Origin of the sequence: Neobacillus niacini (assembly GCF_000759675.1) — a bacterium.
Taxonomy (GTDB): domain Bacteria; phylum Bacillota; class Bacilli; order Bacillales; family Cytobacillaceae; genus Neobacillus; species Neobacillus niacini_A.
Genome location: NZ_BAWM01000006.1, coordinates 104685 through 121479, shown reverse-complemented (window position 1 = coordinate 121479; position 16795 = coordinate 104685). Strand labels below are relative to the sequence as shown.

General features: G+C 39.8%; 14 protein-coding genes. 3 read left to right on the top strand and 11 right to left on the bottom strand.

The genetic code is table 11. The annotated features are described in order from the left end of the window. Window positions 1-78 precede the first annotated feature (78 nt). The 4 genes from TR08_RS03400 to TR08_RS03385 form a co-directional block, all read right to left on the bottom strand. Window positions 79-1086 carry an agmatinase family protein gene (locus tag TR08_RS03400; RefSeq protein ID WP_045515745.1) on the bottom strand — a complete coding sequence of 336 codons (1008 nt, stop codon included), beginning with the start codon at window positions 1084-1086 and terminating at the stop codon, window positions 79-81. Further along, window positions 1058-2356, bottom strand: coding sequence for an imidazolonepropionase (gene hutI, locus TR08_RS03395; protein WP_045515744.1), 1299 nt, complete (start codon window positions 2354-2356; stop codon window positions 1058-1060). The genes TR08_RS03400 and hutI overlap by 29 nt, the downstream gene beginning before the upstream one ends. A 13-nt stretch (window positions 2357-2369) precedes the next feature. Then, window positions 2370-4043 carry a urocanate hydratase gene (hutU, locus tag TR08_RS03390; RefSeq protein ID WP_045515889.1) on the bottom strand — a complete coding sequence of 558 codons (1674 nt, stop codon included), beginning with the start codon at window positions 4041-4043 and terminating at the stop codon, window positions 2370-2372. Window positions 4044-4244: 201 nt separating this feature from the next. Then, window positions 4245-5726, bottom strand: a complete 1482-nt coding sequence (locus TR08_RS03385) for a helix-turn-helix domain-containing protein (protein ID WP_193747663.1) — start codon at window positions 5724-5726, stop codon at window positions 4245-4247. A gap of 186 nt (window positions 5727-5912) precedes the next feature. On the opposite strand from TR08_RS03385, the gene TR08_RS03380 reads away from it, so the two are divergent. Next, window positions 5913-6323: a VWA-like domain-containing protein gene (locus TR08_RS03380; protein WP_045515742.1), complete on the top strand. Its 411-nt coding sequence runs from the start codon at window positions 5913-5915 to the stop codon at window positions 6321-6323. Window positions 6324-6375: 52 nt separating this feature from the next. Here the strand turns inward: TR08_RS03380 and TR08_RS03375 are convergent, their stop codons facing one another. From TR08_RS03375 to TR08_RS03350, 6 genes are all read right to left on the bottom strand, one after another. Continuing rightward, window positions 6376-7170: a hypothetical protein gene (locus TR08_RS03375; protein WP_238579065.1), complete on the bottom strand. Its 795-nt coding sequence runs from the start codon at window positions 7168-7170 to the stop codon at window positions 6376-6378. Between the two features lie 196 nt (window positions 7171-7366). Continuing rightward, window positions 7367-8671 carry a UDP-glucose dehydrogenase family protein gene (locus tag TR08_RS03370; protein ID WP_045515883.1) on the bottom strand — a complete coding sequence of 435 codons (1305 nt, stop codon included), beginning with the start codon at window positions 8669-8671 and terminating at the stop codon, window positions 7367-7369. A gap of 1 nt (window position 8672) precedes the next feature. Beyond that, entirely contained in the window at window positions 8673-9581 is a 909-nt protein-coding gene (gene galU, locus TR08_RS03365) for a UTP--glucose-1-phosphate uridylyltransferase GalU (protein WP_045515741.1), read from the bottom strand. Between the two features lie 142 nt (window positions 9582-9723). After that, window positions 9724-10500: a HipA family kinase gene (locus TR08_RS03360; protein ID WP_045515740.1), complete on the bottom strand. Its 777-nt coding sequence runs from the start codon at window positions 10498-10500 to the stop codon at window positions 9724-9726. Then, a complete protein-coding gene (locus TR08_RS03355) occupies window positions 10497-11612 on the bottom strand; it encodes a glycosyltransferase family 4 protein (RefSeq protein WP_045515738.1) in 1116 nt (371 codons plus the stop codon). The genes TR08_RS03360 and TR08_RS03355 overlap by 4 nt, the downstream gene beginning before the upstream one ends. A gap of 73 nt (window positions 11613-11685) precedes the next feature. Beyond that, a complete protein-coding gene (locus tag TR08_RS03350; RefSeq protein WP_045515736.1) occupies window positions 11686-12771 on the bottom strand; it encodes a hypothetical protein in 1086 nt (361 codons plus the stop codon). A gap of 792 nt (window positions 12772-13563) precedes the next feature. Here TR08_RS03350 and TR08_RS03345 point away from each other — a divergent pair. After that, a complete protein-coding gene (locus tag TR08_RS03345) occupies window positions 13564-14832 on the top strand; it encodes an MFS transporter (RefSeq protein ID WP_045515734.1) in 1269 nt (422 codons plus the stop codon). 49 nt (window positions 14833-14881) lie between these two features. Here TR08_RS03345 and TR08_RS03340 read toward each other — a convergent pair whose 3' ends face one another. Beyond that, window positions 14882-15922, bottom strand: a complete 1041-nt coding sequence (locus TR08_RS03340; RefSeq protein WP_045515732.1) for an ATP-grasp domain-containing protein — start codon at window positions 15920-15922, stop codon at window positions 14882-14884. 156 nt (window positions 15923-16078) lie between these two features. On the opposite strand from TR08_RS03340, the gene TR08_RS03335 reads away from it, so the two are divergent. Then, the gene (locus TR08_RS03335) at window positions 16079-16756 is read left to right on the top strand and encodes an SOS response-associated peptidase (protein WP_045515731.1); all 678 of its coding nucleotides are present in this window, start codon (window positions 16079-16081) and stop codon (window positions 16754-16756) included. The last annotated feature ends 39 nt before the right edge of the window (window positions 16757-16795 follow it).

Here is a 16795-nt window from a genome sequence, read left to right as displayed (position 1 = left end):
CATTTGTCCACCCAGGGTGGACAAATGTCTTTTAGTGGTGCCTGTCACCGTAGCTATCTATTCGATATCAACCGCTATCTATATGCTAGCATTCTGCTGAAGCATGACACCAGTAAGGAAGGTTAAGAAAACGTGTGTTCCAATTTTTATTGTTGGTTGGACTAAAGTGTCTTTCAGTGGATCAAGGCAGACGATGTCCATTGCTTTGACTTTTGGGTGCCTCCCTGCTGCAAGTACCCCTTCAAGCAGCTCGGCGGTTGTCATGCCCCCCGGCGTTGAGGCCGGTACCCCTGGAGCATAGGCAATATCGAGAACATCCATATCTACGGTTAAGTAGATGGTGTCAACCTTTGAAGATAATTCCTTTAAGCACTGCAACACAGTTGCCTCGACGCCCTTCTTTCTTGTTTCACGAAGAGTGAAATAGTTGACGCCTTTTTCATCAGCATACTGTTTTAAATCCTTCGTATTAAAAAATCCATGCAGACCTATGTTATACATATTGCTGCCTTCTACCACACCGCTCTCAATTAAATTGCGCATGGGAGTTCCATTAGAAGGACCATTATCTGACATATCTCTTAAATCAAAATGGGTATCAAATTGTAAGATCCCAATCTTTTCAGTAGGCTTTGCCTCGTGCAATCCCTTCACCATCATCGCTGTAATCGAATGGTCACCACCAATACCACACACCTTCGAACTATGAAAATGGCTATGCACCAATGCAGATGCCTGTATGATGTTATCATGACATTTACCAATATCCGTCACATGCATCTGAACATCTCCGGCGTCAAGTACAGTCATTTCTGACAAATCGACATCATCGTCAAGATTATAAGTAGCAAAGCTCCGCCATGAGCGTCTGAAGGCTTCAGGAAATTCAGATGCTCCTGAAGCACTAATGGAAGAACGGGACAACGGAACACCGAGGATCACCACCTCTGCGTTCTTGCTCTCTTCAGGATCAGTAATAGCAGTAATCGGCTGAATCCATTCATGAACCTTAGAAACTTCCCCGCTCTCAGGTCTCACCCACGTAAAGCTTGGTGGATTAATGGTTGGATAGAGAAAGCTCTTCAATTAATTGACCTCCCCTAACAACTACCTTTCCATTTTTCACCACAGTATGCGTGTGATTCACTCCGTAGGAGTATTGAAGCTTCATAAAATTATCCACATTAAAAATCGTAATGTCTGCCTTTTTCCCAACCTCTAAACTGCCAATTTCCTGACCTCGATTGATTGCATGTGCAGCATTGATCGTTGCAGCGGTAATAACCTCAGCTGGTGTCATTCCCATTTTCAAGCAGCCCAGATTCATAATGAATGGCAGCGAAACGGTTGGTGAAGAACCCGGATTACAATCGGTCGATAACGCAACCGGTACACCTAAATCAATCATTTTTCGTCCATTTGCGGATTCTGCCATTAAAAAGTAAGCTGTCCCCGGTAGTAACACACCGACTACACCTTTTTCAGCCATTGCTTTCATGCCTTTCTCAGAGGCTTTCAATAAATGGTCTGCAGATATCGCCCCAACCTCGGCTGCTAGTTCTGCCCCTTCATAAGGTTCAATTTCATCAGCATGGATTTTCGGAATCAGTCCGTGTCGCTTACCAGCTTCAAGAATCCGCTTTGATTGCTCGGGGGTAAAAACGCCATGCTCACAAAAAACATCATTGAATACCGCCAAACCCAGCTCCGCCACCTTTGGTATCATTTCATTAATGAGCAACTCCACAAATTCATCAGGATTCTCTTTATACTCTTTTGGCACGGCGTGAGCGCCCATAAAGGTAGGAATAACATCAATGACATGCTTTTCATTTAGCCTTTTCGCAACTTCTAGCTGTTTAAGCTCCGTTTCCCACTCCATCCCATAGCCGCTTTTTGCTTCGACCGTTGTAACCCCGTGGCGTAAGAATTGATTTAGTCGTTCAAAGCTTTCTTGGAAAAGCTCTTCATGACTTGCAGTCTTTGTCCTTCTAGTCGTGGCATGAATTCCACCGCCACTATTCATGATTTCCATGTAGGTGGCACCTTGAAGCCTCATATTAAACTCATTTTCCCTGCTTCCTGCAAAAACAAGATGGGTGTGAGGGTCCACAAGACCCGGTGTTACAAGCTTTCCACTGGCGTCCACAACCTCTGCTTCACCAAGGCGACCTTCAAATTTTTCAAAAAGCTCTTCATCTTTTCCTACAGCCTGTATAACTCCGTTCTCAATCCAAACGCTTCCATTTTCAATAATGGCAAGCTCAGACATCGCTTCCTTTACAAGGGGAGTATCGGAACTCCCCTGTAATGTCACGAGCTGAGAAGCATTTCTTATAAAAATTGGCTTACTCATCCGTATCACCTCTTTAGTCTTGTTTCAGCATTGGCATTTTGATGCCTTTTTCCTTTGCTGTCTTAATTGCAAGCTCATAACCTGCATCGGCATGACGGACTACACCCATCCCAGGATCTGTGGTTAAAACTCGTTGTAAACGAACTTCCGCATCCTTCGTACCATCCGCTACAATTACCATCCCAGAATGCTGGGAATAGCCCATTCCTACTCCACCGCCATGGTGTAATGAAACCCAGCTGGCACCACCGACTGCATTAATCATAGCATTGAGGATTGGCCAGTCGGACACTGCATCACTTCCATCCCTCATGCCTTCCGTTTCTCGGTTTGGAGAAGCTACCGAGCCTGCATCTAAGTGATCACGTCCGATAACAATCGGTGCCGACACTTCCCCTGAAGCTACTAGGTCATTAATGAGTTTTCCTAAACGAGCACGATCTCCGTATCCCAACCAGCAAATACGTGCCGGAAGTCCTTGGAAGCTGATTCTTTCCTGAGCCATTCTTACCCATTTACAAAGGTGCTCATCATCCTTAAACTCACGAAGTAGTACTTCATCAATTTTTCGAATATCCTCAGGATCCCCAGATAATGCCGCCCAGCGGAAAGGTCCTTTTCCCTCACAGAATAACGGACGGATGTAAGCTGGTACGAAGCCTGGGAAATCAAACGCATTTTCTACTCCCTCGTCCTTTGCCACCTGACGAATGTTATTGCCATAATCAAAGGTTATTGCGCCTTTTTCCTGCATCGCCAGCATAGCCTTTACATGAATTGCCATGCTTTGCTTTGATAGTTTTACATATTTAGAAGGATCTTCATTTCTAAGTTCAGCTGCTTCAACTAAGCTGTAGCCCACTGGAACATAACCATTTAAAGGATCATGAGCAGACGTTTGGTCAGTTAAGACATCGGGATTAAAACCTTTTTCAATCATATTCGGTAATATCTCTGCAGCGTTTCCTATTAAGCCAATCGAAAGTGCCTTTCCAGCTTTTTTTGCCTCCATAGCAAGATTAATAGCCTCTTCTAAATCGCTTGTTTTTACATCAAGGTAAGCGGTTTCAATCCGGCGGTCAATTCTTGTTTCATCGACATCAATCGCTAGACACACACCATCATTCATCGTTACCGCTAATGGCTGAGCGCCACCCATGCCCCCAAGCCCGGCAGTTAATGTAATCGTATGCTTTAATGAACCGCTGAATTCTTGACGGGCAAGTTCTGCAAACGTTTCATAGGTACCTTGGACAATTCCTTGTGTACCAATATAAATCCAGCTTCCTGCTGTCATTTGTCCGTACATCATTAAACCCTTTTTATCTAGCTCGTGGAAATGCTCCCAATTCGCCCATGCTGGGACTAAATTGGAGTTCGCCAGCAACACACGTGGTGCGTCCTTATGTGATTTGAAGACAGCCACCGGTTTACCAGACTGGATTAACAGCGTTTCATCACTTTCTAATTCAAGCAATGATTTTACAATCGCGTCATAAGCTTCCCAGTTACGTGCAGCTTTGCCTATTCCTCCGTAAACCACTAGATCCTCTGGTCGTTCTGCAACCTCTTGGTCAAGATTATTCATCAGCATACGAAGTGCAGCCTCTTGAATCCACCCTTTTGCATGTAATTCTGTACCTTTATAATTTTTGATTACTCTTGATTTTGCAGTATTTGTTTCCATTATTTTCACTCCCTTAAATACTTTTTTCTTCCCCTTCATTATAAAAATAAAATCTTCTGAAAAATACAAATCTATCATTTGAAAATCAACACTTTTTATAGATATAACTTGTTTATTTTTAGCCTAAAACTATACTATTTTTAGAAATAGGTAAATTTTTTAGAAAAAAATAAGACCCAGTTGATTCTGAGTCTTTTCATTTTATCTCTTATCCCTTCGATATTCTCTCGGTGACACTCCGACTACTTCTTTAAAGATTCTGCTAAAATAATTCGGATGATAAAAACCAACCAAACGAGCAATCTCTTTTACAGGTTTACTGGTTTCAGTTAGTATCCGTTTTGCTTCTTTCAATCTTATATCTGTCAGTATATCCGTAAAGCTCCTGCTTGTTTTGGAAATCAGTAAATGACTGAAATAAGATGGATTTCGATCGACATGTTTCGCCACATCTTCAAGTCTTAGCTCACAGTTTGAAAAATTTGACTCTATATAGGAAATTCCGCGCTCAATGGGATCCTGTGTGAACATCAACTGGCTGGAATCCGCACCCAAAAATATTTTTTGAATAAACAAGATTAAATTTTGTACGGACCGATAAAGGACACTATCATACAAAATCGAATGAAAGATATAACGATATTCTCTTTCGTAGATTTGCTGTTCATCTAAATTGTGAGTTTTCATAAATCTTCTTATTTGTGCGAGAATGCTTGTCAGTCTTATTCTTACCAAGCCTGGGTCTGGATATGGATTCACTAATTGGAGAAATTCATCGTATAACCATTTTTTTATTTTTTCAATATCATGATTTGCCAGCATGTCCACCCAAACTCTTTGTTCCGGAGGAGCCAAGAAGGGATCGATATGTACCCAGTCGGGAGTGTACTCAAACTCAACAATTTGCTGGTATCCGTAATAATAGGTAAACTCCAGCATCTTCCGTGCTTCTATAAATTTTTCATTGAGACTAATATGTGGTGACTTATCGTTACGAATCACAATTGCCAGTGGTTCAAAAAATTCCTCCTCCCACTTTCTCATCGCCTTTTGACACTGTTCTTTGGTATTTTTGCAGGTTTCCTTAAACAAAAGGACTACCATATCGCTCAGTGGAAAAATAGCATGTGATTCTTTAAATGGGTAGTCTGATAAAAAGGAATATAAGATACTGACCTTCTCTATACTTTCTGTTTTAAAAATTGCCATTTTGTAATCATCCGATACATCTGGCTGAGAAATAAATAGTGCCTCATAAGATAAGTCCTTAATGGTATTTGAATGAGGAGCAGCATACAAATATTGTTTTTTTTCAAGTACTTTCGTTGCCTTTTGATAAGCTGACTTTACTTTGGTAGCAGAAAAAGGTTTAATCATCAGTTCTAAGGCTTGAAGTTCAATCGCTAAACGAGCTTTTTCAAAGGTGGCCTCTGCGCTAGTTACTATCACGATAGGTGCATAAATTTGCATCAATTCTCTAAAGCTAGACCAATTCTCCCTATTAACCATATCGAGTTCTAAAAGGATGATATCCGGGGACTCTTTTTCAAAATGACCAATAAAATCCTGAAAATTAGATGCTAATAGAATCGTTGTTACAGGAATGGAGGATGATTTTAACAGCCATTTTAATCCCTCACGTTCATTTAAATCACGATCGGCAATCAGCCATTTCCCTTCCAATATGCTCCCTCCCATCTAAAAAAAATACTAGTAATATAATAAAAGTATACCTTCTATCTTAATTTCTACAAGTTATTTTAAATTCATTTTCTTATTCATTAAATGAAATAATTTAATTCGAATTCACTTGTTCATAATGAGCATAATAATTTTTGTGACTATTGAAGAGAGGGGAAAATAATAGGGATGAGATGGCACAAAAATCTTCTAAAAATCGTACAAGACCGGCAAGGCAAAAAACTTGCAGTAGTGGTCGATACATCCACAAATGAAACAAAAATTGACCTAATTGCAAATGTCGTAACGTTTTTCAAAGAATTAGCACCTGAAACCATGCTTGTTCAAGCAGATTTTAAAATACGCACTGCAGAGCCTATTACAGAAGGCACTGAAATCAAGTATCACACACACGGCAAAGCCTCCTATACCTTGGCATTGGAATGGGCGCAAGAGGAGAAAATCGAAACTGTCTTCTATATCGCCGATTTAACTGGCTTTTTACCTGAAGACATGCAGGTACCTTATGAGGTGTATTGGCTTGTACCAACCGAATTTGTACCAAAGGCACCTTTTGGAAAGGTAATGAAAATTGTGTAGTCCTAAAAAAGGAAAACTCCTCAACAAACTTGTTGAGGAGAAAACCTTACGATTAACTTTTTACAATTTTTGATGGATTGTTGACTTTATATAAGACCGCTGCATCGACTAAGAACTCTACTTCAACATCTTTACCTTTTGCCAGTTTCTTCTTTGCCACTTTCCCGTCAAATTCAAGCATATCACCTGGTGCCAATTCGAATTTTTTTAATGTTTTACTGTGGCTGCACCAGGCAAGTCCAAGCTCAATCGGTGGTTCTTGTATGATTTGGACATTTTCTAGAACGACGACTTCATCATTTTCTTCATTAAAAGGATTGTATGTAAGGGCAAACTGTTTAACACTTGCAGTAAAGTGAACTTTATCTGCTGGAAGTTCGATTTTTGGTTCTTTCTCTTTTTTCGGTTTCGTTGCCTTTGGTTTTTTGGATTCAGGTTTTGGTTCAGGTTTGTCTTCCTTACCCTGAGTCACTGCACTCTGTTCTGGTGTACTGAAATCCTTTTCCTCTACCTGCAGCATACTCTCCTTGCCAAAACTGGAAGCCTGCATTTCCTTCAGAAAGGCAGGGTGGATGCAGCTCAAATTCCCATCCTGAAACTCAATCACAAGCGTGTTAAACTCCACTGACTTCCCGTACGTTTCAAACCCTTTAATCTTTACGACACGCTGGTAATTCCGCTCCTTAAACAAAAACTCCCGCTTCGCCTCCTTCGCAGACGAAAGCCCCCACTCCTTCAACTTCTCACGGTAATGATCTTCATCACGAAACCCCTCAAAATCCCCCTTAGGAGGAACATAACGAGTCAAACCACTCCGCTCCAACTGCTCATGCTCAATAGCCATCATTTCACACCTTCCTATGGTGACAGGCACCACTAATGTACAAATGTCTGTATCCAGTGGACACTTTACATTTTTCAATGAGATTCATTATTTATTTTCAGTTGCTACCTTTATTATTGTATCAAAGTTTGCTGCTATTGAAAAAAGCTTAGGCATGATTTTTGCAGTCAAATATCTCTACAAGGATCATGCCTGGTTATTATATAATGATTGGTGGTTTTCCTACTGGATAGTATTCTACTGAAATACATACACGGATTTTCTCTTCCGAAAGACAGTTTCTGCCGTCGAAGATGATCGGTTCTTTCATGTTCCATATCATCTCAGCTACATCTATACTTTTAACCTCGTTCCACTCGGTGACAATAAATACGGCGTTCGCTTCTGCAATGGCTTCATGAATGGAATCAGCATATTTAATGGTATCTCCGATAATTTTTCTCGCATTATCAGTGGCAACGGGGTCATACGCAACGACTTCTGCTCCTAATTTTGTCAATTCCACCGCAATCGGAATAGACGGTCCTTCTCTCATATCATCTGTTTCTGGTTTAAAGGCTAGACCTAGCATCGCAATTTTTTTGCCTTTTAATCCTCCAAATCGCTTTAATGCCTTTGTTACCAACAATTCTCGCTGATATTCATTAATGGCAATGGTCTCTTTTAATAACGGAAATTCAATTCCATTTAACCCAGCGGTATGCAGCAATGCTTTGACATCCTTTGGAAAACAGGAGCCTCCATAGCCGATCCCAGCGTTCAAGAACGATTCACCTATCCTTTTATCCTTGCCCATTCCTCTAGCAACATCTTGTACATCTGCACCGACTGCTTCGCATAAATTGGCAATTTCATTAATATAACTGATCTTCGTTGCTAAGAAAGCATTCGAAGCATATTTTATCATTTCAGCACTTCTTGTACTTGTTAAAAGCATTGGCACATTTAATGGTCGATACATCTCTTGAATTTTCCCTGCAGCCTCTGCACTTTCCGAACCAATAATGATTCGATCAGCTTTCAAGGTATCCTCAATGGCAGAACCCTGGCGGAGAAATTCAGGATTCGACACCATTTTCACCTTAAAACCACACCGGTCTTCCATCATTTTTTTGACAAAATCATTCGTTCCAACTGGCACCGTACTCTTAATAACAATGATGTTCTCAGGAGTTATATGGGAGCAAATATCTTTTGCAGCTTGTACTAGAAAGGAAAGGTCTGCTGCTCCATTATCACCTTGAGGCGTTCCAACCGCAACAACAATGGTTTCTGCGTCAGCTAACGCCTCATTAAGAGAGGTTGTAAAATGTAATCTGCCTGCGACCATATTAGAAGTTAGTAAATCTTCAAGACCAGGTTCATAAATGGGGGAAATCCCTTTACGTAATTGATTAATCTTTTGTTCATTAATATCCATGCATGTGACATGGTGACCGATTTGTGATAAACAAACACCTGTTGACAGCCCTACATAGCCTGTACCTAAAACAGCAATCTTCATATCAATCATCAATCTCTTTCTTATTATTTTGACCGGTTTCGTTCTCTGTTACTTCTTGCAAATAGGCTAATACAGATTCTCGGATATCCTCCCGGCTTAATGCGAAATCAATGGTGGCCTTAATAAAACCAAGTTTATCGCCGATATCATATCGGCTACCCTGAAAGTTATAGGCAAATACAGCTTGGTGTTTATTCAGTTCATTGATGGCATCTGTCAGCTGTAATTCATCCCCTCGACCCATTGGAATTCGCTCTAAGATTTCAAATATCTTTGGACTTAATACGTAGCGTCCCATAATTGCAAATCTCGAAGGAGCCTCTTCAACGCTGGGTTTCTCAATAAGAGAGTCAATATGAAATAAATCCGATTCAAACATTGTTCCCTTTGGCTTAATAATTCCGTATTTGCTGACATCTTTTTCTGATACCGTTTGAACGGCAACAACCGAACTATTATAATATTCGAAAACATCGATGACCTGCTTTAGACAGGGAATTTCCGACATGACGATATCATCACCAAGTAAAACCGCAAATGGTTCGTCGCCAATGACGCTTTTTGCACAAAGAATGGCATGTCCCAGTCCCTTCGGCTCTTTTTGGCGGACATAAACGATATTTACTAAGTTTGATATCTTTTGAACATCTGCTAACATATCAAGTTTGTTTTTTCTAAAAAGTGTGTCCTCAAGCTCATATGATTTATCGAAATGATCCTCAATGGATCTTTTTCCTCTGCCGATAATGATGATAATCTCCTCAATCCCAGAAGCGACGGCTTCTTCAACGATATATTGAATGGTTGGCTTATCAACAATCGGCAGCATTTCTTTTGGTTGTGCTTTCGTTGCTGGCAAAAATCGAGTTCCGAGGCCAGCTGCTGGAATAATGGCCTTACGGATTTTCATATGTTGCCTCCTTTCTTTTTCTTCTTACTCTTATATATGCAGGTGGACAACTTCCGGTCACGTTAGTAACCTATTAAATCCGTATATTTAAAAGGACATTTTCTGTAAAATAAAACTCCCTTTACAAAAATAGGCAAGGGAGTCATTCATCTTTTACATGTATTGGCAGATAAACTCTTTTAATAAACCTTTCCATTAACTTTTTGAGTATTCTTTTACGACGTGTGTGCAATGTACTAACTATTGCTTTTCTCTCTTCACTTGTAACCTGCCAATCTTCTGGAATGACAGCAACAATTTCTTCTATTAAATGAATGGGAATCGTTTGAATAATTTCTAGCTGTTCATAAAAATCCTTCTCATTCTCGATGAAGCATGCCATTATTTGGTGTGTTGCACTTTTTAATATTGTTATAGGCAGTGATTCTAAATCCTCAATTCCCCAGTTGTAAGAAGCGAACACTTCAGCATGATCGATAATCCATAAGCGATATGAGTTCGGTGTGTCATCGCATAGAATGATATTTTTCCTTGTTCGATCACGATTGCACATCCAGTAATCAAATAAAATAATACCTGCTAGGTTTTCTTTGTTAGTAATAGCAGGAACATTGGTCACTTGATGTCCATCAAAACAGTCTGGCATGTAAAGACTTGCATATTGAAATTGTGTTTGAGTCATTCGAGAGAGTTCAGGGTATTGTGAGGAAAACTCTTGAGGGATTTCAACTAATTGTGCAAAGGGTATTGGTAGTCCAAGGTAACGTGCTAGGCAATAAGCGACCCATTCATTCGCCAACGATTTTTCAAATCCAGGTTGGAAATATTTCACGACATAGTCCCGTCCATCATTAAATGTTATCAAGTGAGCATTTGATTTTCCTTCTAATGTTTTCTTATAGGCAACTGGTTTAATCATTCACTATTCACCCCACTCAAGGCAACAGAGTCGATTCCACCAATTTTTTTCAAAAATTCGACATATTGCTCTGCCACTACCTCTATCGCGAACTTTTCATGGACACGTGCAATCGCCGCCTCTGACATTTGTTGATGGAGGCTTGGGTGATCCAAAATACTAGCAAGCTGTTTGACTGCATCCTCTACATTTTGACCACGAAATAGCAGCCCATGTTCACCGTGTACAACCAATTCTGTGACGGGCATCATTTTTGAGGCAACAACTGGTACACCGCAAACCATTGATTCAATGAACGTATTTCCAAAAGATTCGGTTTTAGTCGTTGCCAGTGTACAGCCGCCTGATTGGCGAATTTTTGCATAAACTTGTGGCATTTGCTGATAGGGAATCACTGGAAACCATTTTACAATATCCGCGAGTTGCTCCTCCTGCCATTTTGCTGCAAATTCCTCCCGCTGCACACTTTGAGCACCGCCAATGACCCAAAATTCAATATCATCACGCTGACTTTTCATGAGTTTTGCCACTTCTAATAGCATCTGCCAGTTTTTACGATTGTCCAATCTGCCAATCCAACCAACGATTTTTTTTCCGTTTGGAAGATGCGGTTCACTCTCATAATTTATCTCTTCGGTAGTCAATGCTCGGTAAAATGATGTATCGATGCCGTTGTAGATGACATGAATCGGAATTTCATCAGTTAATATGGATACTAATCGTTTTTGATAATGTGATGGAACAATGATGGCTTCCGGCTGTATCCTTCTGAATGATTTTAAATGAGGCTTAAGCTTAATCAGTTCTGGGGTGCGTGCCTCGACCAATACTGGACCTTGATAGTTTGCTTTTCGAATCCATTTAAAAGCAGCACCCGTGTCAACAACAATTATGGCATCATAGTTATTGTTTTTAATGATCTTGATAATCGCCTGTTCATCCTTTGTCAAATAAACGGGAGCAACATCTTCCATAATGTGAAGCCCGCCGTGATCAGTGGTGTACAAAAACTCTGTATCAATTCCATGTTTTTTAAAATAAATCGAGCGATTGCGCCAGCCGGCATTCACCCCGCCAACTGTCAGCAGACGCCAGATTACTAATACTTTCATAATGGTTTCTCCTCGTTTTCATTAGGCTCCTCCTCAATCCTGTTAGGTCTCTATGTTCAACCCTTAATGTCGATTAATGACGTTTTTTACCCTTACCTTTGTTCTTGTCTCGCTTATCATCACGGCGATAACGATCATCGTACCTATTTCCCGAGTAGTATTTACCACCTTTACCACCCTTAGCGCCTTTGCTTCGCCGACCTCGATCTCCTTCGAAGTGTTTTCCACGACGGTAATCACGATCACCACTAGAGCGACGATCGCCTTCAAAACGTCTTTTCTCATTATAGTTTCTCTTGTCTTCAGGGTGCCTTGCTTCGAAATTTTGTTCGAGTTTGTCCCAATGCTTATCGATTTTTTCCATGACTTTTTCTGGATCTGTTCCTCGTGCTAGCATCGTTTTTATCCATTCTTCCTTGAAAACCTTATGGACGAGACCCTGGAGCAGCACCACATAGTTTTTCTCATCCGCTGTTGTCAATAAACTAGTACTCATATTTTTTATTTTATTCTTATCCTGTTCCTGAGGAAGAAGTAACTCCGTAATTTGTCTGGAGATTTCCTCCATACGGATATAATGGAGCCACTCCATATATAATTCCGGTGCCATTTCTTGTACATGGGCCATAAAGATGGCTTTATTTTCTTCACCTAAAGATGTCAATAATTTGCGTGGGTAAGGATAGACACGATCACGCCAAATGGTTCTCGCGACATCAATTACCTTTAGACTGCCGTCAGGCTGGAGATAAATTTGACGCTTATGATGGTCAATTCTCTCATACCCAATTTTTTTAAAGGTGACTAGCATTTCAATTAATTTTGCAGAAAGTGCCTGTGTTAATGGCTGTGATTGTAAATACTCGCGTAAATCAACACCCCTGATAATTTCCATTACTATATAGAGAGGACCTTTACCATAGAGCTTTGGAAATAGAGAGGTCTCCTGCCCAAGGGATAAAGCATAATATTCGCGATCGCAATCCTCGATATTCCCGAACACCTTTACACAGATGTCGTTCGATAGTTGAAAAACTGCACCTTGGCGTCCTTTTCCCATCATCACTAATGGTGTATTATTAACCACTTCCACATCGGCATTAACCAAATTTGTTACTTTAATGTTATTCATCCATTGTTTTAAATTTTGAATATCCATAAATTCCCTCCTTTCATTTCAAGTTGGCAGCTTGATATTATGACCTACACGGCAGGTGCAACCGGCTTGTCTTTTTTTTTATGACCTTGGTTTTTAACACCTACTACAGTAAATTCAATTAAGAAAAAAATGTAAAGGCAACTAACTAAAAAATGAAAATAAAAGCATCAAAAAACCGGTTCTATCAAGAAACCGGCTTTTGAAAATCTATATGACCTTTACTGTCCACCTGGGGTGGACAGTGTCTTTCTGTGGTGCCTGTCACCACTTATTTTTGTGTCCATTTCTTTTTTCTTTTTAAAGCCACAATATAAAGAAATAATGGTAAGAAAATTCCGTACATAATGGAATAGGGAATCCAAGTTTTTGTATCCCACTCTACTGCATATGTGACATTTGGATAGATAATCATCGAGTATGCGATTAACGTCATTCCAAAAGGAAACGTGAGAATATTATAATCCTTAAGAGCGAAAAGTTGTGCAAGCCCTTTACCATAGGCCTCCTAAAAGAATCCTTATACGTACATTATTTACCAAGGGAGTAAAAATTATCGAAAAAAGGAACGAGTAATCCTATGATTTGTTGTACAATGAAGGAATCAGGAAGAGTTTTACAGGAGGTTTTGTTTTGCATGAGTCTACTATGTTAAATATTTGGATGGCCCATTGTAAAAGATGTGATGGCTTCGCATATATTTAATTAAAAGACAAAAATGATTAAAAAACACAGATGGGTAAATCATCGAGGAGCTTTTTACTGTAAATGACAATTAAATAGGAGGAAAACTCTATGAGTCGATTGACGAAGCAAGAAAAGAGCTGGGTTTTTTATGATTGGGCAAATTCTGCTTACTCGATATTAATAACAACAGCAATCTTTCCCTTATATTTTAAAGCTGCAGCTAATGGTGCAGGTCTTGCTGGGTCTACTTCAACTGCGTACTTGGGTTACGCTAATTCCTTTGGGACTCTGCTTGTTTCTATTTGTGCACCCATTTTAGGAACCATTGGTGATTTTAGAGGATTAAAAAAGAGATTATTCACCTTTTTTGTGATTCTAGGTATTGCCTTTACGGCACTGCTGGCAGTTGTTCCAAGTAACCAATGGCTTATCCTCTTAATCTGTTATATTATTACCGTCATTGGTTTTGGAGGAGCCAATATTTTTTATGATGCCTTCTTAGTAGATGTTACAAGTGAAGAACGAATGAATAAAATATCTGCACGCGGATTTGCGATGGGCTATATCGGAAGTACGATTCCCTTCATCATCGGCATTGCACTTATTCTATTATCACAGCAAGGAATTCTGCCCTTGTCTGTAACCGTTTCTACGCAAATAGCCTTTGCGATCACAGCGATTTGGTGGGGAACCTTTACGATTCCAATGTTAAAAAATGTTCAACAGGTCTATTACATCGATCGGGTTGCAAATCCGATTTCTACAAGCTTTAAAAAGGTATTTCAAACGCTTAAACGGATTAAAGCTTACCGTCCTTTATTTCTTTTCCTTTTTGCTTATTTCTTTTATATTGATGGGGTCCACACGATTATTACCATGTCGACTGCATATGGAACGGATCTTGGTATTTCATCCACAAACCTGTTAATCATTCTATTTGCCACTCAAGTAATCGCCGCTCCTTTCGCGCTTGCTTATGGAAGGCTGGCAGATAAATTCTCAGGAAAAAGAATGTTATTAGTTGGCATTTTTATCTATATTATTATCTGTATCTATGCATATTTCATGAAAACAACCCTAGATTTCTGGATTTTAGCCATGCTTGTCGGTTCTTCCCAAGGCGGGATTCAGGCACTTAGCCGTTCTTATTTTGCAAAGCTGGTTCCGAAGGAAAATGCAAACGAGTTCTTTGGATTCTATAATATTTTTTATAAGTTCGCCTCTATCCTTGGACCAGCTTTAGTCGGTTTCACCGCTCAAATTACAGGTAATACAAACGCTGGTGTGTTTAGCTTAGTAATTTTATTTATCCTTGGCGGCGCCATTTTACTACGTGTCCCAGAAACCAATGAGAAAATCCAAGTAAATAATAAATAACGACATACAAAACAACGCCTTGTGAACTCACCCAAGGCGTTGTTTGATGTTACGCAAAATGATCTTTATCGAGAATCATTTCTTTCTCGAGATGACTAGCTCGAATTCCAAATCTAGGTTTCAATTGTCCGATTTCTTCACCTAGCAAAATTTTAATCGCCAGGTATGGAAGGTTAAGACCTGTTAAGCAGCTAAAATGCATTCCTCCACTCATTCGAGGATTAATTTCCAGCAGCTTAGGGACGCCCTGATTATATTTAACCTGGATATTAAAGATATACGGTATTTGATAGTGGTGATGAAACCGATGGGCATGTTGAATAAGCTCATGGTGATCTAAGATTTCTCTTATTCTACCTTCTCCTTTCATCCTCGGTATCGCAGCGTACAACTTTTCATTCGAAGCAACACAATCTATACTGAATTCCGGACCCTCTAAATACTCTAGTACCATTATATCGGGGAAAACTTCTTGCTGGCTTAAGATTTCACACGCATTATGGTAAGAGAGACGGCGGCTGCTAGCCCTTCTAAAAAGCTGGTCAATACTTTCAATCCTATCTTCAATGACGCGAAAACCAGTGGCTCCTTCACCAACAACTGGTTTAAAACAGACTGTATGTCCTTTATCCCGTAAACATTGATAAGCTGTTTTGAAATCATTAATATTATTGACAACATAAAAATCTGGTATGGCAACAAGTTCTGCCCCACCCTCTTCTTTTTGCATGATGGAATGGTACGCCGCTGCTTTATTATCCAGTGTCTCCATTAATTCAGAATCGGGACACACCAGTACCTTTACACCTATAGCTTCAAAATCAGCCAGCTTTTTTGAAATCAGGACATTTTCTTTTCTTGGAATGAAAATATCTATCTTATGCTTCCGACAAAACTCAAGACAAAACTCAATATATTCCTCACCGTTAATGGAGGGTTCTGTAAACGCATAATCACAATACTGTAAATAGAGAGCATCCTTATTTGTGTGAGTTCCATAGAACACGAACCGCCGTCCCTCATCATTCGAACGAATCAATTCAATAAAATGCGTAACCGTTGTAAACCATCTATTAAACCAAATCTTCATAAGCAACCTCTTTCTCGTTGAAATCTCAAACTAAAAACCTTAAACATTATTCGCCTATAAATTCCATTTTATACATTACCTATATAAATCGATGTATAAATGGTGATACAATGTATAAATGGTGACAGGCACCACAAAATAGAACGGGGTGTTGGTATGTGCGGACGTTTTACGTTAACTGCTACGGTTGATCAGTTGATTGATCGGTTTGATGTGGAGTTTTTTCTTCAGGAGGAGGAGTATGTTCCGAATTATAATGTGGCTCCTTCTCAATCGGTGTTAGCGGTGATTAATGATGGAACTCAAAATAAGATGGGATTTTTACGGTGGGGGTTAATTCCGCCTTGGGCAAAGGATATGTCAATTGGTTATAAAATGATTAATGCCCGTGCTGAGACCTTAACAGAACGGCCAAGCTTTCGAAATGCCTATAAGAAAAAACGTTGTTTGATTGTTGCCGATAGTTTTTACGAATGGAAACGTATTGATAGTAAAAATAAGATTCCAATGAGGATCAAACTAAAGTCGAATGAATTGTTTGCTATGGCTGGTCTTTGGGAGAACTGGAAATCACCTGAAGGAAAATCGGTTTATTCTTGCTCCGTGATTACGACCAGTCCTAATGAGCTAGTTCAAGACATTCATGACCGAATGCCTGTAATCTTAAAACCCGAACATGAAAAATATTGGCTTGATCCTACCATAACAGACGCTACTAAGCTCCATCCTTTACTAAAGCCACTTGATCATTATTTAATGGAAGCCTACGAAGTGAGCCCACTGGTTAATTCACCAAAAAACAATTCCATTGAACTGATTCAAAAAATCTGTTAACCTCACAAAAAACGCCTGATCCCCCAAGGGTCAGGCAAT